The sequence below is a fragment of the Dyella sp. S184 genome (genome assembly GCF_009766065.1).
In the GTDB taxonomy this organism is placed as follows: Bacteria; Pseudomonadota; Gammaproteobacteria; order Xanthomonadales; family Rhodanobacteraceae; genus Rhodanobacter.
On record NZ_LMUE01000003.1, the window covers coordinates 77,614 to 98,934 of the forward strand.

General features: G+C 56.9%; 18 protein-coding genes. 8 read left to right on the forward strand and 10 right to left on the reverse strand.

Features of this window, described 5'->3' with window-relative positions:
- The 3 genes from GSQ75_RS07870 to GSQ75_RS07880 form a co-directional block, all read right to left on the reverse strand.
- Positions 1–294: a DUF2523 domain-containing protein gene (locus tag GSQ75_RS07870; RefSeq protein ID WP_158754016.1), complete on the reverse strand. Its 294-nt coding sequence runs from the start codon at positions 292–294 to the stop codon at positions 1–3.
- Positions 294–2,309 carry a VIT family protein gene (locus GSQ75_RS07875; protein ID WP_216840651.1) on the reverse strand — a complete coding sequence of 672 codons (2,016 nt, stop codon included), beginning with the start codon at positions 2,307–2,309 and terminating at the stop codon, positions 294–296. Before GSQ75_RS07875 ends, GSQ75_RS07870 begins: the two co-directional genes overlap by 1 nt.
- Before the next feature lie 179 nt (positions 2,310–2,488).
- Positions 2,489–3,025, reverse strand: coding sequence for a DUF1269 domain-containing protein (locus tag GSQ75_RS07880; RefSeq protein ID WP_158754017.1), 537 nt, complete (start codon positions 3,023–3,025; stop codon positions 2,489–2,491).
- 540 nt (positions 3,026–3,565) lie between these two features.
- Between GSQ75_RS07880 and GSQ75_RS07885 the strand changes: the two genes are divergently transcribed.
- The 3 genes from GSQ75_RS07885 to GSQ75_RS07895 all read left to right on the forward strand — a co-directional run bounded on the left by GSQ75_RS07885 (position 3,566) and on the right by GSQ75_RS07895 (position 6,293).
- Positions 3,566–4,396 carry a universal stress protein gene (locus GSQ75_RS07885; protein WP_158754018.1) on the forward strand — a complete coding sequence of 277 codons (831 nt, stop codon included), beginning with the start codon at positions 3,566–3,568 and terminating at the stop codon, positions 4,394–4,396.
- Between the two features lie 67 nt (positions 4,397–4,463).
- Positions 4,464–5,453, forward strand: a complete 990-nt coding sequence (locus tag GSQ75_RS07890) for a zinc-dependent alcohol dehydrogenase family protein (RefSeq protein WP_254058494.1) — start codon at positions 4,464–4,466, stop codon at positions 5,451–5,453.
- A gap of 204 nt (positions 5,454–5,657) precedes the next feature.
- Positions 5,658–6,293 carry a Crp/Fnr family transcriptional regulator gene (locus GSQ75_RS07895; RefSeq protein WP_254058495.1) on the forward strand — a complete coding sequence of 212 codons (636 nt, stop codon included), beginning with the start codon at positions 5,658–5,660 and terminating at the stop codon, positions 6,291–6,293.
- Between the two features lie 124 nt (positions 6,294–6,417).
- On the opposite strand, the gene GSQ75_RS07900 is transcribed toward GSQ75_RS07895, so the two are convergent.
- Positions 6,418–7,116: a PRC-barrel domain-containing protein gene (locus tag GSQ75_RS07900; RefSeq protein WP_158754020.1), complete on the reverse strand. Its 699-nt coding sequence runs from the start codon at positions 7,114–7,116 to the stop codon at positions 6,418–6,420.
- 363 nt (positions 7,117–7,479) lie between these two features.
- Between GSQ75_RS07900 and GSQ75_RS07905 the strand changes: the two genes are divergently transcribed.
- Entirely contained in the window at positions 7,480–9,834 is a 2,355-nt protein-coding gene (locus GSQ75_RS07905; RefSeq protein ID WP_158754021.1) for an HAD-IC family P-type ATPase, read from the forward strand.
- A 94-nt stretch (positions 9,835–9,928) separates the two neighbouring features.
- Here the strand turns inward: GSQ75_RS07905 and GSQ75_RS07910 are convergent, their stop codons facing one another.
- A complete protein-coding gene (locus tag GSQ75_RS07910) occupies positions 9,929–10,669 on the reverse strand; it encodes a YoaK family protein (protein WP_158754022.1) in 741 nt (246 codons plus the stop codon).
- Positions 10,670–11,060: 391 nt separating this feature from the next.
- Positions 11,061–11,477 carry a hypothetical protein gene (locus GSQ75_RS07915; RefSeq protein ID WP_158754023.1) on the reverse strand — a complete coding sequence of 139 codons (417 nt, stop codon included), beginning with the start codon at positions 11,475–11,477 and terminating at the stop codon, positions 11,061–11,063.
- A 430-nt stretch (positions 11,478–11,907) separates the two neighbouring features.
- Between GSQ75_RS07915 and GSQ75_RS07920 the strand changes: the two genes are divergently transcribed.
- Together GSQ75_RS07920 and GSQ75_RS07925 are read left to right on the forward strand one after the other, a co-directional pair.
- Positions 11,908–12,627: a Crp/Fnr family transcriptional regulator gene (locus tag GSQ75_RS07920; RefSeq protein ID WP_158754024.1), complete on the forward strand. Its 720-nt coding sequence runs from the start codon at positions 11,908–11,910 to the stop codon at positions 12,625–12,627.
- Positions 12,628–12,688: 61 nt separating this feature from the next.
- On the forward strand, positions 12,689–14,005 hold the full coding sequence (locus GSQ75_RS07925) for a glucoamylase family protein (protein WP_158754025.1): 1,317 nt from the start codon (positions 12,689–12,691) through the stop codon (positions 14,003–14,005).
- Positions 14,006–14,048: 43 nt separating this feature from the next.
- Here the strand turns inward: GSQ75_RS07925 and GSQ75_RS07930 are convergent, their stop codons facing one another.
- From GSQ75_RS07930 to GSQ75_RS07940, 3 genes are read right to left on the reverse strand one after another with little or no spacing between them, the layout of a single operon-like run.
- Positions 14,049–15,698 (reverse strand): diguanylate cyclase, encoded by a 1,650-nt coding sequence (locus tag GSQ75_RS07930; RefSeq protein WP_158754026.1) that lies wholly within the window; start codon positions 15,696–15,698, stop codon positions 14,049–14,051.
- 24 nt (positions 15,699–15,722) lie between these two features.
- Positions 15,723–17,216 (reverse strand): ATPase domain-containing protein, encoded by a 1,494-nt coding sequence (locus GSQ75_RS07935; RefSeq protein WP_158754027.1) that lies wholly within the window; start codon positions 17,214–17,216, stop codon positions 15,723–15,725.
- Positions 17,213–17,638 (reverse strand): hypothetical protein, encoded by a 426-nt coding sequence (locus GSQ75_RS07940; protein ID WP_158754028.1) that lies wholly within the window; start codon positions 17,636–17,638, stop codon positions 17,213–17,215. The genes GSQ75_RS07935 and GSQ75_RS07940 overlap by 4 nt, the downstream gene beginning before the upstream one ends.
- A 237-nt stretch (positions 17,639–17,875) precedes the next feature.
- Here GSQ75_RS07940 and GSQ75_RS07945 point away from each other — a divergent pair, with 237 nt between their 5' ends.
- Together GSQ75_RS07945 and GSQ75_RS07950 are read left to right on the forward strand one after the other, a co-directional pair.
- Positions 17,876–18,100 (forward strand): hypothetical protein, encoded by a 225-nt coding sequence (locus tag GSQ75_RS07945; protein ID WP_158754029.1) that lies wholly within the window; start codon positions 17,876–17,878, stop codon positions 18,098–18,100.
- A 913-nt stretch (positions 18,101–19,013) separates the two neighbouring features.
- On the forward strand, positions 19,014–20,330 hold the full coding sequence (locus tag GSQ75_RS07950) for a glucoamylase family protein (RefSeq protein WP_158754030.1): 1,317 nt from the start codon (positions 19,014–19,016) through the stop codon (positions 20,328–20,330).
- 93 nt (positions 20,331–20,423) lie between these two features.
- Here GSQ75_RS07950 and GSQ75_RS07955 read toward each other — a convergent pair whose 3' ends face one another.
- Complete coding sequence (locus GSQ75_RS07955) at positions 20,424–21,299, reverse strand: ADP-polyphosphate phosphotransferase (protein WP_158754031.1); 876 nt, start codon at positions 21,297–21,299, stop codon at positions 20,424–20,426.
- Positions 21,300–21,321 lie beyond the last annotated feature (22 nt).

Genomic DNA, 21,321 nt, shown 5'->3' on the forward strand with positions numbered 1-21,321 from the left:
CTACGCTGGTGCTTTAGGCAAGGCAGTTAACCGAACCTTCGCGGCATCAGTAAGCATCCGCCCCGCCCATGCGCTGAGGTAAATGGTTACGTCGGTATCGAGGTGCAGGAACCCGACCCAGTTCCACATCGCGCCGCTTGCCTTCCACTCCGCAAAAATACTGCTGTTGTTGATCAGACCTGATACAGCAGCGTGCGACGCGAACCCTATACCCACCGCGAGTAGGCCTGAAATGACCATCTGACCCACAATGCTCAAGAGCATTTCCCCGATCCAAGCCACCAAGATTGGCATTATCCGTTCCTCCCTGCGGTCACCATTGCAGCAGCAAAGAGCGCGAAGCCCTCACCTATCAGAGCGAGCCAGCTAAGAGGCTGGCAGCCATCGGACAGCTTGACCGTCACACCACGAACGCTGGTGAAGGTGAAATCCTGTAAGGGACAGGTGGTGGGCGCACCGCCACCACTCTCATCGTAAGTGCCAGCGTTTGCCTGATCGCCAACCGTATTGCCCGTAGTCGGTGCAACCCAGACTTGTGACTGATTGAGCGCTGTTTGTTTGGCCGTCCAATCGGTAGGAGCTGCGCCCGTCGAACCGACCAGATCGCTGTGGACCTGACACACGGTCGCCCACTCCGTTCTAGCCGCCCCACAGGCCACGGCGTCCCCCGTGCACGCAGGCGGAGTGTTGCAATCGGTTCCACCACCATAGGAACCGGTGCCGGACGAACTAGAGGAACCAGCCGGCGCCGTGCCGGTGCCACTCCCATTATTTGATCCTGCCGAAGGGCCTGAGTCGCCGGGCTTCTGGCCACTGGAGACACCTGTTGGAGTCGTCGCATAGGTGGTTGTGGTGACGGTCTGATTTGCACCGGTCGTCGTGTTGGTCTGGACGTACTGGTTTACAGATTGGACCTGTGTGGCTGGATCGGAAATCGGGGAACCCGGAGGTGCAGGAGGCAGTGGCGCTGTGGGCGAGCCGGCGCAAAGCGTAGCAACGGCAGAGCTGCTGCAACCACCTGCGGAGCTGTCCGCCGTTGGTCCAGGCACCACGATTTGGTTACCCGAGGAATCCACCGCAGCGAACTGGTTAGACACTGGGTCATAACACGACCCGCCTCCGCAGATAGCAGGCTGTGCAGTGACCGTCGTAACGGGCATCGTCGGTGGAGTTGTATCCGAAGGCGTGGCATTACCGTTGCCGTCGGTCATGGTGGGAGCGGTGCCGGACGCAAGGTTACCGGTCTCTGTCACAGTAACCCACTGTTCCATTTGACCCGTCTCTGGATTTAGGGTAGCAGGCGAGTCGGCCGTCATCTGAGCGGCACAGAGAACCTGAGGGCCATACTTGCTCGGGGACCAGAACGTGAAACCGTGAGTAGTAGACGCCTGCGAACCGCTCGCACTGTAAATCATAATGGACTGACCGTTCGTCGCGTCAGCAGCGGCAGACTGCTGGCAAGCCGTAGCCACAGGCCCAAGCGTGTAAGCGAAGGCATCCGTAGCGGCGTTATTGACGTTCAACATCGCGACCAGTCCCGTGGTCGAATTAATCGCGCCCTGATCTACACAGTGATAAGCGCCAGCTGGAGCAGTTGCAACCTCCGCCTGACAGGCAGCCATCGCCGCCCCTTCGCTGGCATACGTGCCGTTCGCATTTGCGAACGTGGGATAACCGGCGAACGTAGATAAACAGGCGACGGTTAGCCCGAATAGCAGTCCACTCATGCGCGCTGCCCACGCGCCCAATAGTGCAAGGGAAATCAGCGAAACTGCAGACACGCAAGCAATCAAACCCGCTCGTGGCGCGAGCAGGACAATTAGAACCGGCATGGACGCACCGAGCGCGAAACTGCCTGCCGACGTAAATGCAGCTTGATTCGGGCGAGCTCTGCGAGCCGGCGAAATCAGTAGTTCGTTGCGAGCATAGGCGCCCATAGCGCCATTGGACATGAGCTGATCAGCCACCTGCTTTGCAAGGGCTGCGTCCAGACCAAGACCAAGATAGCTTGCCACCAGTGCTGCGTGTGTCCCGTCACTATCAGCCTTGATGCACGCGCGTTTACGTTGAAGATCCGCCTGTTCATAGTCCTCCAGCGAGTACACCGAGACGTACTCGCTGGCCGCCATCGACATGGCGCCGGCGACCAGACCAGCGATCCCGGCAATCAGAATATTTGCATGGGTTCCATGCGCAGCGGTGACACCGAGTATCAGACTGGCGGTTGATACGATGCCATCGTCGGCACCCAACACCGCTGCTGGTAACCACGCGATGTGTTTCCTCCGGTGCCGTTTGCTGCGGTGCATTCGCCTTCCAGGTGCTTCTCAGTGATCGGGAGAGAAGTGGCGATGATCCGGCATATCAGGGAAATGCAGACTCGCATGTTCATTGCCGGCCATGAACATGGTTCCTTATGAGGGCAGCAGTGTCAGAGGAGCAAACAGCGGCGGATAGGCCGCCGCTAATCGTAGGGCCGGGATATGCCTCATACAGCTGCGACGGCAGCTGCACTTTCATGCAGGTCGATGCGCAACGGATTGAGAGCACCGAGAATCGCTTTGGCACGGACCATCTCTTCGGATGGTCCATGCGCCATCACCAGGAACCCATCGGCTTTCACGGCAGTTTCGTAGGCGATCACGCTGTCTTTCGGAATGCCACTGCTATAAAGCGCTGCGCCCAACGCGCTCAGCCCACCGACAACGATGGCACCCTCGATGGCGGCAATCACCATGGCGCCGAGATAGCCGAGAACGACTACATTTCCCAGTACCGGGATGGTCATGAACACTCCGCCAAACAACCATCCCCACAAGCCGCCCCAGAAGGCGCCGCGCTTGCCCCAGAACTTCACTCGATCTCCGGTGTTGTAGAAGCCAACGACTTTCTCGTCAGTGTGATATCCCTTGCCGACGACACTTAGATGCTTCATGTCGATTCCGGCATCGGCCAGCTTCTTGACTGCGGCTTCTGCACCTTCGTGATCGGCGAAGACGGCGATCACGACATTGAGTTCGGTCATGGGATGCTCCTTGAAATAGTTATGCTTAAAGGCCGCGGCCAGAGTCGCTGTGTTTCTTGGTGACGTCATGGCTTGGCGTGTTTGATGGGAATTTGCTCTTCCTGGATCACCCACTTGAAGCCTCAGCCAAGAGTGGTTTAGACGGTCTGCCGCACATGGTGTGCAGCGCGGAAGCAGGTCGAGATGCGACTGCAGGATCGTTGCCACATCAAAGTCTTACGGAACCGTAGTGCTTTGATAGGCACGGATTCGCTAAAACACACCCGTGTCATGACTGTGAACAGCGCACTGGCAATCAGGATATCGATCGCCAGGAAGGAAATGTCGGAAATCATGTTGATTGTCATGCCAGTACGTTGCTCGTGCTATCGAGTGCGCGTCTGTGCGTTATCGCACTCAGCGAAGCAGAAATAAAACTCGATACTTCGCTCTGTGCTGTATCGAACAGACGGGCACACGGCTGTTGACCAAACTGAAACCTTGTAGTCGCTAGTTCCCTACCCTAGCCGACTCTTGTGCGTGTCCTTTAGGAAACAGCTGATGACTTACTCCACCTTGATGGTTCATCTGAGTCTTGGGATTCCAAATGAGGGGCTTCTTCATATCACCGCTGATCTTGCAGAACGCTTCAACGCTCATGTGATCGGCATAGCCGCGAGTCAGCCATTGCAGATCACCTATGGCGATGGATTCATGGCGGGAGATCTCTACGAGCAGGATTGCCTCGAGATGAAGAGGGAGACCAGCGAAGCGGAAGCTAGCTTCCGAGCCGTGCTTCATGGGATGGCATCTCGTCTGGAGTGGCGTTCAAAGGTTCTCGACACGTCTTTGGCAGCCTACGTGGCGGAGCAGGCGCGCGCTGCAGACCTTCTTATCATCAGCCCTGAAGAAGAAGGTGTGACACGCGATTTCTCAAGACGAGTGAATGTTGGCGACCTGGTTATGCACGTGGCGCGCCCTGTTCTACTTGTCCCGTCCGGTGTGAATCAACTTGATTTAAGAAGTGTCGTTGTTGGATGGAAAGAAACCCTAGAAACGCGCCGTGCCATCTGCGATGCGTTGCCGATGCTGAAGAAGGCTGGACATGTGACCGTGGTGGAGATCTGCGCCATCGCAGATATCGCGGCTGCCAATGACCGCTTGAAGGATGTTGTCGCATGGCTTGGGCGCCACGGTATAGCGGCGGAGGCTATGAGCGTTCTTTCGCAGGGGAACGATGCTGCCGAGCTGGATGCCATCGCCCAGCAAAGGAATGCGGGTCTATTGGTCGCAGGTGCCTATGGACATAGCCGTCTTCGCGAATGGGCGCTGGGAGGCGTAACACGCAACCTCATGTTGCACCCGGCCCGCTGTTCGCTAGTGTCGCACTGAGTTATCTGTTGCCCAGGAAGGTCAATGCAATCCCATCCAGCACGCTCAATGAATCAGGATGTCAGTGATGGCCATGCATGCGATGGTGCTTAGGAAGTTGGGTGGTCCACTGGAGTGGACTGAGCTTCCTGATCGGTCTCCGGGGCTTGGCGAAATACGCGTCAAGATGATGGCATGCGGCGTTTGCAGGACAGACCTGCACGTGCTCGATGGTGAGCTTCCCAACCCGCAATTGCCAATCATCCCAGGCCATGAAATTGTTGGCCGGATCGATATGGTCGGACCGGGTGTCAAGGGTCTATATGAGGGCGAACGCGTCGGCATCCCTTGGCTGGGCCATACCTGCGGCGTCTGCCCCTATTGCATAGGGGCTCGTGAAAATCTTTGTGACCACCCGCTCTTCACCGGATATACGCGGGACGGTGGCTTTGCGACCGCAATGATCGCCGATGCGCGCTATGCGTTCCCCCTCGGCGAGTTGGGTAGCGACGTGTCCCTGGCTCCTTTGCTTTGCGCCGGCCTTATCGGCTGGCGGTCGCTAATGATCGCGGGTGACGGTAAAAAACTGGGGCTATACGGGTTTGGCGCCGCAGCCCACATCTTGGCGCAGGTCGCTCGATGGGAGGGACGATCAGTGTTCGCTTTCACGCGCCCGGGGGACGTTGCCACTCAAGGCTTTGCCCGACATCTTGGCGCGACATGGGCGGGTGGATCCGATGAGATGCCGCCGGAACCTCTGGATGCCGCAATTATCTTTGCAACAGCAGGTGAACTTGTCCCACTCGCATTGAAAGCGGTGCGCAAGGGTGGGCGCGTGGTCTGCGCAGGCATTCACATGAGCGACATTCCGAGTTTCCCATATGGATTGCTGTGGGAGGAGCGCCAACTCATGTCGGTCGCCAACCTTACGCGGCAGGATGGACTCGACTTTCTCCGCTTGGCGCCAGACATCGGCATTGTCACGACAACCACGACCTACAAACTGACACAGGCGAATCAAGCTCTCGCCGATCTTCGCGCAGGAAAATTCGAGGGCGCCGCCGTTCTCGCACCTTGATCACACGACCAATCGGAGTACGTGCCGTAGCGAACAGACCAACGATCAGGGATTGCTCACACTGTCGCATCGAACCAACGCACGCCGTTCGCAAGCAACACCTTGGCGCCGCCTATGTTGCAGGACCACTCATTGTCAGCCATAGCTTCCATGCGAGTCGTCAACCGCCTGATCGAAGGCCTCCCGCGTAGGGAGCGCCATTGGATGCTGGAACATTGCGAGCCGATGGAACTGGATTTCGGTGACATCCTGTGCGAGCCCGACCAGCCTTTCCGACATGTCTATTTTCCACTCACCGGATTTATCTCGCTGGTAACCTCGCTGCAGAATCATCAGCCGCTGGAAATGGGGCTGATTGGCAACGAAGGCATGCTCGGCGGGACGATAGTCCTGGGGATTTCCTCTGTTCCTCTGCGCGCCGTGGTCCAGGGAGCAGGAGTCCTTTTGCGTATGACGGCGGTGCAATTGCGGGAAGAAATGCAGCGCAGTCCGGCACTTCGCCGCACACTTCAGCGCTACCTATATGTCCTGATGGCGCAACTGTCGCAAATCGGCGCCTGTACCCATTTCCATGAGATCGAGCCACGGTTGGCGCGATGGCTATTGATGACGCATGACCGTGCCCACGCTGATCATTTCCATCTTACACACGAGTACCTCGCCAATATGCTTGGTGTGCGCCGAAGCGGTATCAGTGTAGCCGCCGGGGTGCTGCGGCGAAAAAAGCTCATTCGCTACGTGCGAGGCGAGATACATATCCTCGACCGCAGCGGACTGGAGGCTGCAGCATGTGAATGCTACGGCACACTACTTGAAGACTACGCAAAGCTTTTCGCCTAGCTTGACCCTTGGTGTCCCTGCGTAGCGTTCGTCACTCAAGTGGCGAGGATGTTCTGGCACGCGATGAATCAGGTGAATGGCGCCTGTTAGATCGCTGTTTCTTTATGCCACAGTCCGACGACTGCTATTCATCATAGGGTGAAGAGTCCTTCACAGCCTGTCGGGTCAGATCGACGGTGACCGTGTGGTCAAGCCAACTCACTTCTTGGATCGATTGCGGATCTATGAGCACCTGGTGGTCGCCCCACCAGTTGCTCGTCTGCACGATCATGTATCGAATGGCCCAGCTCTCCTCGTCGACGAGCAAACCGTGCACGTGGCCGATGTCACCATCCCGTGCATCAATGTGATAGTTCACTATGGCCTTGCAGCTGCGCAGATCGGGGTCGTCATGCTTGCCAGATCCGGATTCAAGTAGCCGTCTCTTGTTGTATTCGGTCTCAAAGCTGCCAGAACCTGCACCCGGCAGCATCATGCTCGGACTAACGCCCGCCCCCCAGAGACCGGCGCCACCCCAGTAATACGGGTAACCGTAATAACCCAGATACCCGATTTCGTGCTGTCGGGAGATCGGCCTATTGGTATCAATATCGGGACTGTTCCTTACTTGTTCTTTGGTGATTGATACCGGGAGCACCTTTCCAGCCCAGTCCGGTGGGCCGATCGCGAAAGGCGAGATCAGTACCTTGCGACTTGAAAGCCAGGTACCGGTTTCGACAACCAGGTAGCGAATGACCCATGTTTCGTCATCGAAATAGAAATCTTTGACATGACCAATAGGGCCGTCGATAGCACGGATCGCATAATTTTCCAGATCACTCATGCTACGCAACATCGGTCACTCTCCTTTGGAATTGAGCAGGGGTTGCTCGGTTGGCTTGCGTCCCATCTTCAGAGACTGCATCAGCATGCTGCCGCGCGTCGATGCTCGGGTCGGTACGGCAACGCACAGAAGCACGTCATGGAGCATGATCCAACGGCGAAAACTCAGGTTCTAATGCGTTAACAACACGATCGGTCATCTCTCAGGAACGTGCCATTTTTAGGCAACCATGTGTCGAGATGACCATTTCATACGGGAATTTCGACGGGCTCCTATGCGCGGTGCCGCACAGATTAGGCTCAGACTTGCGCGCACGCTTGAATGCTCTGGGGGACCACTGATCATGTAAACCGAATGTCCCCTATGCGTGCTCCATCTGCCAACTCAACAACTCCAGCACACGTCGAGCCAGTGAGCGGCCTGACGAGTGAAGAGGCACGCCATCGGTTGGGTCAGATCGGCCCCAATGCGATGCCTGACACGACCCTCCACCCGTTGCGCATGGCGCTTGAAAAATTATGGGCTCCCATCCCGTGGATGCTGGAAGCCGCGATCTTGCTGGAACTGTTCCTCGGCAAGTATGTCGAGGCCGGGATCATCAGCACCCTTCTCGTGTTCAACGCGGGGCTCGGTTTTTTCCAAGAGAGCCGCGCGCAGCTGACTCTCGCTGCACTGAAATCACGACTCGCGTTGAACGCATCGGTCAAACGCGACGGTGAGTGGAAAGCCGTGCCGGCGATGGAGCTGGTGCCTGGCGACGTGATAAAGCTTTCACTCGGTGGCGTGGTCGCGGCGGATGTGCGTCTCATGGGAGGAGAAATCCTGCTCGATCAGTCCACGCTCACCGGCGAATCGGTTCCCATCGAAGCTGGTGTGGGCGTACAGGCATATGCTGGCGCGTTGGTACGACGCGGTGAGGCAGTCGCGGAAGTCACGGCCACGGGTGTGCGCACCAAGTTCGGTCGCACCGCGGAGTTGGTCCGTACGGCGCATGTCGTGAGTACCCAGCAGAAGGCGGTGTTACGCGTCGTACGCAACCTCGCCTCGTTCAACGGCGTGGTCATCGTGATACTGGTGATCTATGCCAGGTCTCTCAAGATGCCGTTTGCCGAGATCATCCCTCTCGTGTTGACAGCGGTTCTCGCTTCGATACCCGTTGCGCTGCCAGCGACCTTTACTTTGGCGGCAGCGCTTGGTGCGCGGGCCTTGGCGAAGCTTGGCGTGCTCCCTACCCGCCTGTCCGCGGTGGACGAGGCAGCATCGATGGATGTCTTGTGTGCCGATAAAACCGGCACGCTGACGCAGAACGCGCTGAATGTAACAAGCGTTCATCCGAGCGCCGGCTTCGACGAAGCGCACGTTCTGAACTTGGCCGCACTAGCCAGCTCGGATGGCGGCCAGGATCCGGTTGATGGCGCCATCCGTGTTGCGGCGGCGTGCAAGGCCGTTTCCGATGCGCCAAAAACAATCAATTTCGTGCCATTCGACCCGGCGACGAAAATGTCCGAGGCGACAGTGAGCGATTCGAAGGGCGCCTTACAACGCGTTGTGAAGGGTGCCTTTGCTACAGTGATTCATCTTGCGCTGCCGCCGCCCGCAACGGTGACGGCAGCGGCGAAGGAACTTGAGGAAAAAGGCTTTCGCGTTCTGGCGGTTGCAATTGGGGCGCCGAATGCGATGAAGCTCATCGGCTTGATTGCACTGAGCGATCCGCCTCGTGCGGACTCGGTAGCACTCGTTACCGAATTGCAAAACTTAGGCGTGCGCACAGTGATGGTAACTGGCGACGCGCCAGCGACTGCGACTATCGTGGCTCACGCGGTTGGGCTCGATGGTGCCATCTGCCCGCCTGGGCCGATCCCTGACAGCGTCCACCCCGAACAATTTGCTGTCTTCGCTGGAGTCATGCCGGAGGACAAATACAAGCTCGTCAAGGCGTTCCAGAACGGCGGCCATACCGTCGGCATGTGCGGCGATGGCGCTAACGACGCGCCAGCGCTGCGCCAGGCGCAAATCGGAATCGCGGTCTCGACGGCGACTGATGTCGCCAAATCGGCCGCCGGTATGGTGCTGACCGAACCGGGGCTTGCCGGTATCGTCGCTTCGGTCAAGGAAGGTCGCGTGATTTTCCAACGCATCCTGACCTATACGCTGAACTCCATTACAAAGAAGACCGTGCAAGTGCTCTTTCTCGCAGTCGGCTTAGTCGTGACCGGCCATGCGATCCTGACACCATTACTCATGGTGATCATCATGATCACCGGCGACTTCCTCGGCATGTCGCTAACGACTGATAACGTTAGGCCATCACCCGCGCCAAATGCTTGGCAAATCGGTAATCTGACGGTCGCGGGAGTCGTCATGGGAGTCGGCGAGCTTATTTTTTGCGTGTCCGCGCTGGCTTTCGGCGTTTACTCGAAGCGGTTCGACATTGATACATTGAGGACGTTGGCTTTTGTCGTCATCGTGTTCGGCAATCAGGCGACGACCTATACCAATCGCGAGCGTCGTCGGCTGTGGTCATCCCGCCCGAGCTTATGGCTCATCGTGTCGTCGGCTGGCGATATCCTGATCGCCTCGACGTTGGCCATCACAGGCATTGCCATGAAGCCTCTATCCGTCTGGTTGATTGTTGGCGTGCTTGCCGGCGCGTGCGTCTTCGCGGTCATTCTCGACTCAGCAAAAGCGCCGCTTTTTCGCCGCCTCGAAATCACCTAGAGTGCGCCACTGCGAGAATACGGATTGTGCGTTTCCGTATTAGCGATAGTTCACTCGCAGTAGGTCAACGGAAGGCTTGGTCCGAGGCGCTGGGCTACGATGGCAGCATCGACCGCTCGTTGCGCAGCACGTGCGCCTTTCGGATTCCTACAAGCGCTATAACCAAGAGCACCGCAGCCGTTCCAAAAAGAAGTCGGCTGCCGATAGCGAGATAGACCACAATGCCAACAACACCACCTACCAGAAACGACAGCACCGTCTGTACATGAAGCCGGAGCTTCGATCGGTATGAGGCGACATCCGCATGAAGTTCATGCCCACGAGCAATATCGAACAGCATGCTGAGTTCGATCCCGATATCTGTGGCCATGCCCGACACATGTGTTGTCCGGACGCGAGCATCAGAGATACGCGTCACCACGGCATTTTGGAGTCCCATCAGGAAGCTCAGTCCCAGGATTGGAACAGGCCCGCGTTGCTGCTGAGGCAGCCAGAGCTCAGCGCAGCCAAGCAACATCATCAGAACCGCCTCAGCCAGTATGCTGAATGCATAGATGCCATGCATTTGCCGCCGTCTGCCAGCATTGATCAGCAGCGTGGAAACTGCCGCGCCGCCAATGAAGGCAAGAACGATGGTCAGGTAGAACGCACCGGACTGCCATTCACCGAGTGCTGCATGGTCGGAAAGTGAGGAGACGTTCCCGGTCATGTTGGCTGAGAAGAAACCGACCGCCTCGAATGCAGCCGTGTTAAGCGCGCCTGCGATCGCCGCCAATGTGCAGGCAAGACGACGATCGATGTCGTTGCTGCGCGCATTTCCTTGTTGTATCAACATGGTTAGTAGTTGGACTGCACTAGAGAAACCGCGAGTCGCGCAGTGGGAATCTCTGGGCAGCGGCGCGAGCGCTGCTCTCACGGCTGCTTCGCTTGCGAGCACCGCCCTGATTGTTCTCGTGGGCTGGCGCGGCCTGGCTGGTTTCGCTATTGAAGGCGGCACTCGTGGCCGGAACAGTTCCTGGGTTCTGGCAAGCTTTGCAGCCTTCGCTGCCTAAGCCGTACTTTTTGGTGTGCACAGCAGCCCATGCTTCCGCTTTCGCTGTTTCGGCACAGTCGGATGCTTACTCACATATGTCTGTGCGGCCTGCTCGACGTATCGCGCTGACAGCGCGCTGCAGCAACGAATTGATTTTATTCGCTGCCGAGCGCGATGTATCGACCGTTTCTTTCTAGTGTTGTCTATCGCCACCACCGCCTACGTGGCCGCGCCCATCGCGAACTTCATTTCCTCTGAAGTTGGCCACCCTGCCTGGACGCTGCGCCATCGTTGGCCTCTCGCCGCGATTCGGCATATGGCCTCGATAGCCACGTTGTGCATCGAAGCGGTTATCTACGTGCCCGCGGAAGTTGTGACGGCCGCGAAACCACGGACCAGCACCAATGAAGACACCCCCCGTAAACCATTCCGGGCCGTAGTAACCATAAGGTGCACACGGATAAGGATTGTAGTCGTAGTAACCGTAAGGGCATTCAGGAGCGACTCCGATGCCAACACCGATGGCGATCTGGGCTTTTACGGCGGGAGCAGTCGCTGTGAGGAAGGTTCCAACAATCGCGACGAAAGCGAGATATTTATATCTGTTCATGGATTCACCTCACGACCGTGAGGGTCGTGAGTCATGATCTACCTGACCGCGTCAATTCACTGTGACAACTTCCGTTCGATCGGAATGTGGATTTCCAATGTCATTTGTTTAGAAATTGACGACCATGAGCGACATCACTCACCTCGATCGAAGCGTAGATTTGATGCGGCGATGGAATTTTTCTAAGCCGAAATGCGCTCGCATCCAGCACATGCTCGACAACGGGATCGGCCACCCAATTTGGATCTTCATGCACTGCATGACCCGGCTTGGGAAGGCTGTTACGTGAGCGTGCGCAACACGAAGCAGCCATGTTCGGCGCCGTACACACAGCATGAACGCAACACGTGCTTATGCTGAGCAGCTGTAAGCGAGCCACGCTTAGAGCGCCCCTCTCAATGCCTTCGGGTGAATCAAGCTTGGTGCGCGTATGCCGAATAATCATAAACCCCAAGAGAACCATCTATTCCTTGCATTGCCAGTGGAGGCTCGTGAGCGTGTGTTCCCGCACCTAGAACTGGTGCAGCTGCCACTTGGTCATGTCTTGTACGAATCTGGCACCACGCTACAGCATGTCTATTTCCCGACCGATGCCATCATTTCGCTTCTCTACGTCATGGAAGACGGTGCGTCGGCTGAAATCGCCGTGGTCGGCAACGAAGGCATGGTCGGCGTGGCGCTTTTCATGGGTGGTGAAACCACACCCAATCGTGCGGTGGTACAAAGTCGAGGCTACGCCTATCGGCTCAAGGGGCAGTTGCTGAAAAAGGAATTCAGCCTATCCGGCGCGTTGCAGCACATGTTGCTGCGCTATACACAGGCTCTGCTCACACAGATGGCTCAGACCGCAGTGTGCAATCGGCATCATTCGGTCGATCAGCAGCTATGCCGTTGGTTGCTAATGAGTCTTGACCGGCTGCCTTCCAACAAGCTGATCATGACCCAAGACCTTATCGCCAACATGCTCGGCGTACGGCGTGAAGGCGTCACGCAAGCCGCCGGAAAACTTCAATTGCAAGGTCTGATCACATACCGCCGCGGGCACATCACCGTGCTCGATCGGCCCGGCCTGGAGCGAGCCTGTTGCGAGTGCTATGCGGTGGTAAAACGCGAATTCGATCGCCTTCTACCTGACTTTACGGCTAGATGAAATTCTGTTTCAGAGCAACGCTTACATGATGGCTCTATAGATAGAAGAGCCTGGAAATCCAATGAATCATCCGCCCGAGAGCGTTGACGAAAAACTCCAGAACATCCAGCAAAAGGCCTTCCGCTACTTTCAGCATGAGTTCAATCCAAGCAATGGATTGATTCTTGACAAGACCGCGCCGGACGGCAACGACATATCGGGCTGGCCCGCAAGTATTGCTGCCGTTGGTTTTGCTTTGGCGTCCTACCCAGTCGCGGTGACCCGCGCCCTCCTTTCGTACGAGGAAGCCGTCCAACGGACGCTAGTCACGTTGCGATTCTTTTCCCAAAGTGCACACGGCCCCGAGCCGGACGCCACCGGGTACCGCGGCTTTTACTATCACTTTCTCGATATGCAGACCGGTCGGCGCGCTTGGCAATGTGAGCTATCGACCATTGATACTTCGCTGTTACTGGCTGGCATGCTCACGTGTGCACGTTTTTTCGCCGGGCAAGCGCCCGCCGAGGTTGAAATCCGATCGATAGCCGATGCACTCTATCGTCGCGTGGAATGGGACTGGGCGCAGGACAATGATTCGACAGTAAGCATGGGATGGAGGCCTGAAAGTGGCTTTCTCGGACCTTCCTGGAAGGGCTACAACGAGGCAATGTTGCTATACATGCTAGCGCTGGGGTCGCCGACACATCCGATTCCTGAAAACAGCTACCTGGCCTGGGTGACCGCCTATGAATGGAAGCAAATCTATGGACATGAATATCTGTATGCCGGAGCCCTGTTCACGCATCAGTTTCCACACATCTGGATAGACTTCCGCGGTATCCAGGATGCCTTTATGCGCGACAAAGGCATCGACTATTTCGAAAATAGTCAGCGCGCAACCTATGTCCAACGCCAATACGCGATTGCCAATCCCCTTGGGTTCGCCGGCTATGGGCCGAAGTGCTGGGGTCTGACCGCCTGCCAAGGTCCGGGACCGGAGACCGTCCTGATTGACGGCATCGAACGCCAGTTCTTCAACTATGTCGCACGCGGTGCGCCGTACGGCCCCGATGACGGCACGATCTCGCCATCAGCGGTGGTCGCATCACTGCCGTTCGCACCTGAAATCGTCTTGCCAGCTATCGATCATTTTGTCGACGAACTCGAACTGCATGACGTCAATCCATATGGCTTCAGGGCGACGATCAACCCTACCTATCCTGGAAAAGGGATCGATAAAGCAGGCTGGATCTCGCAGTGGCACTACGGCATCAGCCAGGGACCGGTCCTGTTGATGATCGAAAATCATCGAAGCGGATTGTTGTGGAAATTGATGCGCGAATGCCCCTATCTCGTTCATGGGCTCAAGCGTGCCGGTTTCAATGGTGGTTGGCTCTGAGCCGCGAAGGTCTCCAAGCTCCGAATTGCTGGGGTTCACGGTGTCATGTCGCAGACCCAGTATCCCGGGATGTCAGGGAGGCTTGGGCCAGAGGCAACGTCACCACGAATTGACTACCGAATCCCTTGCCGTCACTGGTCGCCACAATCGTGCCGCCATGCGCTTCAACCAGTTCGCGAACCACCGTCAGGCCTATGCCCAGGCCCGTTCCGTTGAACCCAATGGCATGTGCATCTTGCACAAAGGGATTGAAGATCTCCGGTAGCGCGGCGGCGCTGATGCCGATGCCGTTGTCGGTCAGAGTTATCACGGCGTCAGCGTCAGTCGGCACAAGTCGCAGCCTGATCTGCCCACCTTCTTGCGTGTACTTCGATGCATTGGTGAGCAGGTTACTCATGACCTGTGTCAGCCGAACGGGGTCACCTTGTACCTCCACGGCAACTGCGGGCAACTGCAACCGGAAGTGCTGCAAACGCAGATCCATCGCAGGCCGGCATCCTTCGATAGCAGCATCGAGAATCGAGACGATGTCGATCCTTCGACATTCGATTCGCAATTTTCCGGTATTGATTCGCGATACGTCCAGCAAATCGGTTACGAGTCGAGCCATGTGCGTGACTTGATGCTCGATGATCGCCTGCATCTTGGGCAACTCCTCCGTGCCCACCTCTACCATCATGCTTGTCGCCAGACGAATTGGCGCCAGCGGGGCACGCAATTCGTGCGCTACGAAGGCCAGAAACTCTGTTTGCTTTCGGTGTGCCTGTTCTGCGGCCGCCTGCAGGTCTTGCGCATTGAGCGCCGCCATCACAAGCTGCTCGTTCGCCTCGCACAGCTGCGCATGGCGACGCTCGTGCTCCAGCAACGCCTCCTCATAACGAACCAAGGGACGCTTCAGCGATGCCAGCGCAATCGGCTCATGAGGAGACTGATCTATAGCTTCATCGCCGTAGAACACAACACTTCCAGGGCTGCCCTTTTTCGCTCGATACATGGCGACGTCAGCATGGTGGATCAACGCGTCGGCTTCCGCACCGTCATCGGGGTAGATACTGATGCCAATACTTGCAGCCAACCGCAATACATGATCACCAAGCCGCATGGGTCTTGCGAGTGCCGTTATGACCTTCTCGGCGAGGACGGCCGCGTCGGAGGCATCAGCCAAGTCCGGGAGCAGGATCAGGAATTCATCGCCTCCATGGCGGCTTACGGTGTCTGCATCGCGAACGGATGACGAAAGGCAGTGTGCCGCCGCTTGAAGTGCTTCGTCGCCCATCGTGTGGCCGAACGTATCGTTGATGTGCTTGAAGTCGTCGAGATCAATGAAAAGAATCGCCACCCGATTTCCGGTGCGTTTTGCCATAGCGATGGCTTGGGTAAAGCGATCGAACAGCAGAGGGCGATTCGGGAGTTTGGTCAACGCATCGAGTTCGGCAGTTCGTGACACTTGCTCTAGTGCCTGCTTGACGGTATCGGCATGGCTATGGGCAAGAAGAGCCGCCTGCACCAAATGCTCGTTGGCTTCACGAAGTTGCGCCGCATGGCTGTTATCCAGACTAGTCTCTACTTCAACCAGATTCTGTTGTAAGCCATTCAATACTTCCCGCACTTGCTCGGCTTGCTGTTGCAGCTGGACAAGTTCACGTGCTGCAAGCGCTGCAGCCTCGGTGTCATCGACTGGTTTGCTGCTCATAGCAAAAGATCTGACGTGTGTGGATCATTCATGAGCATTTTCAGCGTTGAGGGACGCTACATCACGGTGATCTTTCTTCCTAGGTCTGCCACCCAGCAATCCCTCTTGATCAGTGAGCATCTCGCTAATTTGGATGCCGTTGTCGTTGATACTGAAGAGACGCAACTCATCCGAGTGCGCGCTCCCGCGCACCTTGACCACCGCCATCATGCGCAGCAACCGACTGTCGACCTCGATGTAGCGCTGTACGATGATGGCGTCCGTCATGAAAGCAGTACCGTACGGACTGAAGCGCAGATCCGTGTAGCGATCCTCCAGCTCGGAAGTCATCAGCACCGTGACACCCTCCGCCGCGAGGGCGGCAATCATACGCGATAGATTTTCGCGAAAGTCCGGACGAAAGGTCGGAGCCAAGGCAAGCTCGAAGCCTGACAGCGAATCGATCACTACGCGTGTCGCCTTGAGGCGACGGATCTCCGACGCCAGCAGAAGCATGATTTCATCGATCGACAAATCGGGTGACCGGTTATTCACCAAAGCCACCCTGCCTTTGTCGATCAGCTCAGCAAGAATCGGTGTATGAGAACGGTTGGGAACTTGCTCAAAAGCCGCAATGACACCGGTTTCTCCACAACGCGCCCCCTCTGCCAAAAAGGCTGCCGCAAGAATGCTCTTGCCTGAGCCTGAAGGACCAGCCACAAGCATGGAATAGCCGCGCGGCAGGCCGCCACCCAGCATGTCATCCAGACGAGGCACGCCCATCCGAAGCCTTTCATTGGAGCCCGTCGCAGCAGAGACAGCGGGCGTCGCGACAGATACCCGAGCGGGTGCGAACACGCGCATGCCAGAAGCGTCAATACGAAAAGTGTGCAACCCCGGTAGCGTGGGTTGGCCACGCATTTTCATGATCTCCAACTTGCGCACCATCGAGTTGCGTTGCACGCTCTGACGCAACCAGATCAAACCGTCCGCCACCGTAAACACCGGATTGGCATCGGCCTCGTTGAAGTATTCCCCGATGAGGAACGTCGTGGCCTGCCAGCTTGTCATCAGCATGCCCAACTGCTGAGCGAAATGTTGAAGGTTGAGATAGGCCCCGCCTTCGGCTGTGCTTGTCAACATCACCGACCGAAAGGAGTCGACGAACACAAGTGCCGGGTTCTGCGCCTCTACTTCGTCGACGATCCGGCGCAGCACCTGCTTGAGGCCACCCGCCATCATGTCGTCGGTCAGGCTGATGAAGCGAACCGCTTGATTGATCGACTCATCGTCGAAAAATTCGAATTGCTGCTGGTAGCGCAACATCTTCAACGGCGGCTCGCCCAGCACGGTGAAATAGATTGCCGGACGCCGCTGCGTGGCCAGGGCGAACATCATCTGGTGCGCAAGGGTAGTCTTGCCGCAACCCGGTGGCCCCGCGATCAGGTTGAACGAGAATTCGGGCAGCCCTCCTCCGAGCACGTCGTCCAGGCCGGGAACGCCGGTGGCCAAGCGATTGATGGTCACGGTCTTATTCATGCTGAGTTTTCCTGCGTAGGAACAGGAAACAGATCTGCCCATACGGATCGCATTAGTCGTTCAGTGAGCGAGGCCCCAATCAGGTTGGTTAGCGCCTCGTAAAACATCTGCAGTGCGGCTCCCGCACCGGCTGCGATCTCAGCGCTAGTCCGCTCGAGGAGTGCGGCTTTCAACGCAGCAAGATTCACCGTTGTCTGCATGCCTTCATGCATATCCATCAACCATGGATGCTCTCGGCTGGCGAGATAAAAGCTGCGCTTATAGAGCGTTGCGACGCTGCGCTGCCCAATGATGGGCGAAAGGGAAGCTTCGATCGTCTGCCAGGAAGAAACAATGAAGTCAGCCAATTGCTGCGCATCTGCGCCATCTCTGGCTTTTTGCGCGAGCGTTACGACGATTCGATGGCTTTCTTGGCTTTCCACTGGGTTCGCAGGGGCACCGTTGAATTAGCCTGTCAACCTAGCCCAAGATCAGTGCTGGGTTCGTGATGATGAGAAGCCGTAGCGCAGTAACCCACCACACCTCTGTGTACGCAGCGTGTTGAGACTTAGCGGTAAAGCACACCACCAAAAATTGGCTACGATCCGTCGTCAACTTTTACGGTGTAGTCACTGTAATAAGGCCACGCTTCAGATCAGTCAGCCACGCATGCGCATTTTATGATCATCATTGACATCCCCTATGCACCGTCGCGTCATGGCGAATGGTCTGTGTCGGTGAGTAATGATGGTCATTCAGAATTTAAAAGCCGCATGGACGCCCTTCGGTTCGCAATCAGCGCCGCTCTGAGGGCGCAACAACGAGGCAACGACACCCTGATCACCGTCGAGGGTGTCGACGGTCAATGGCGCATGTTCGACCATCTGGCAAAAGGCGTCGTTTAGATATTGTTCGGATCATGCAGCTGAGGTCGCGGGCTGTCGGCTTCCGATCCACTTTTCACGACCGGGTTGCGGAATCGACCAAGCACTCACGCGAAATGATCGAGACAGCGGTGGCGCAGCCGCTCAAGAATGAGGCAGAGGCTGCATATCAACGTGATGACCCACTCGCTAGGCAGCAAAGTTGATGAACGGTTAAGAACGCCACTGTCGGCTCGCTGTCCAATATTGTTTCTGGTGCCGCAACCATCGAACAGAGTGGCATATACGGGTGATTTCAAGCCACGAATAGCCGAAGTCCCTGATTGAATGGCACCCATCGAAAATCACCAAACATCCTGTCTTTTGCACATGCTGTGCACGGGATAAGGGTTACCTTCGAATTCAGTGACAACGAGGCGGGTGTTTATACTGCCAACGCTGAAACAGCATCTCGCGCTGGCCAAAGATCCGGCTGGCAATTAAGTCATCTATGGACCGCGCCAGGCATAGGTCTCAACCAATGACAGACCAAATTTCGGCGCAATCGACCACCTGGATTGCTAACATGGAAAATGTTTACCCGACTCTTCCCAGCGGACCGGTAATTTGCAAGACATGCGCGAATTCTGGCCACAAAGTCGAGATGCAAAGGCATCCACAGAGCGCCGTCCGCGAAGACAGGCCCTCTCACGCAGAAGACGCAGATCTGCAGACATTTCGTTGCCCTGATTGCGAGAATATCTCTGTTTTCCGCGTCGACTGAGAGCGTCATCTGATGACCACGAATCGAGCCGGCGGATCTTCAAGATCAAGCGCATGTGGCTCGGATGGAACGCGTGTCGACGCCACTAGCCGTCGCACAACTCCAGAATGGCTGTACGACCAAGGTTACCCGTTGTCTTCGTGAATCGGCACCCTCCCCTGGTCTCGTGCGATGAGTAACCCACCCGGGAGCGCCGATGAAAAGCTTCAGGACATCCAGAAGAAGGCTTTTCGCTATTTCGAACGCGAAGCCAATCCAGTCAATGGATTGATTTGCGACAAGACTGCGCCTGGCGACAAGTGGTCGCGGGATTGGCCTTCAAGTATCGCGGCCGTGGGATTTGCTCTGGCTTCCTATCCAGTCGCAGTTACACGTGACCTTCTGTCGCGCGAGGCGGCCGTGCAACGCACACTCGCCACCCTGCGGTTCTTTGCGCAGAGTCCTCACGGTCCCGAACCAGATGCCACCGGGTATCGGGGCTTTTACTATCACTTCCTCGATATGCAAACCGGCCGACGTGCCTGGCAATGCGAATTGTCGACCATCGATACGGCGCTGCTGCTTGCGGGCATGCTCACCAGTGCAAGATTTTTCGCTGGGCAAGCACCCGCCGAAGTCGAAATTCGCTCACTCGTCGATGCACTCTATCGACGCGTAGAGTGGGATTGGGCGCTTGATGGCGATGCGGCCATAAGCATGGGATGGCGTCCCGAGTCCGGATTCCTCACGCCGCGCTGGAAAGGCTATAACGAAGCCCTGTTGCTCTATCTATTGGCGCTTGGCTCACCAACCCATCCGATTCCGCAGCGCAGTTATCAGGCGTGGACATCGGGGTACGAATGGAAACATGTCTATGGTTACGACTACCTCTACGGCGGCGCCCTGTTTACCCACCAATTTCCGCAGATCTGGATCGACTTCCGCGGCATCCAAGACAACTTCATGCGCGACAAGGGCATTGATTATTTTGAAAACAGTCGTCGCGCGACGTACATACAGCGGCAATATGCCATCGCCAACCCGTTGGGATTCAACGGCTATACGGCCAATTGCTGGGGCCTGACCGCAAGCCAGGGCCCCGGTCCCGATACCGTGCTGATTGACGGCGTGGAACGTCAGTTTCTTGGTTATGTCGCACGGGGAGTTCCGTACGGTCCCGACGACGGGACCATCGCACCGTGGTCGGTGGTCGCCTCCCTGCCGTTTGCACCGGAGATCGTGTTGCCTGCCATCGATTACTTCGTCGACGAGTTGAAGCTTCACGACGTCAATCCTTACGGCTTCAGGGCAACCATCAATCCAACCTATGCCGCAAAGCCTGGTCACGCCGGTGGCTGGGTTTCGCCTTGGCACTTCGGAATCAACCAGGGCCCGGTTGTGCTGATGATCGAAAATCATCGGAGTGGTCTGCTGTGGTCACTGATGCGTGAGTGTCCCTATGTGATTCAGGGACTGAAACGCGCCGGCTTTGGCGGTGATCGACTTTAAGCGCGGCGGGCACCCTCACGTCGACTGGCCACGACTCGTCTCGTCACGCTCGGCACGAGCGCACATGCGGGTCCGCACCTACGAAGGGTCACATCACTTGGCAAGTTGCTTGCGGATCGACAGCAGTTCCTTTCGCCGTGCTCCGCTCGTTTCGGGGTAAGCCATATGGAGTCCTTTAAATGTGTCGATAACGATCTGGGAAACGATCAACCGGGCATTCTCCTTGTCGTCGGCGGGAACGACGTACCAAGGGGCGTGATGCGCACTGGTCGCGCTCAAGCAGGCCTCGTATGCCTCCATGTACTGCTTCCAGTACTTCCTCTCGTGAATATCCGAGAGACTGAATTTCCAGTTCTTGTCGGGCTCGTCAATCCGCGCGAGGAAACGCTTGCGCTGCTCTTCCTTCGATAGATGGAGGAAGATTTTCACTATCCGGGTGCCATTGCGGGAAAGGTGCTCTTCGGAATCGGTGATGGACCGGTAGCGCTTCTCCCAGATGTCTTTCTCATCCAGAACTTTTTCCGGAAGCAGTTGCGTGTGCAGCAACTCCGGGTGCACGCGGACAACCAGCACTTCCTCGTAGTACGAGCGATTGAAAATGCCGATCCGGCCACGCTCGGGCAGCCGACACGTCGTGCGCCACAAAAAGTCGTGCTTCAGTTCCTCGGCGCTAGGCTGCTTGAAACTGAAAACCTCGCAGCCCTGCGGATTGACCCCGGACATGACATGGCGGATCGCGCCGTCCTTTCCCGCGCCATCCATGCCCTGAAAAACCAGCAGCAAGGCATAGCGTTCGGACGCGTAGTGGAGCTGCTGCAGTTCGGTCAGCACTTCCACGTGCTCCTCAAGCAACTTCTTGTAGTGCTTCTTCGATTTGCAGAACGACTTCACGCGAGTCGGCCGGTCGCCGAGCGTGACTCCATCGACGGGCGAAACGCGGAATGCCTCTGTATCGATCTTCGTCTTCATCATGATGGCCATGTCTGAGATA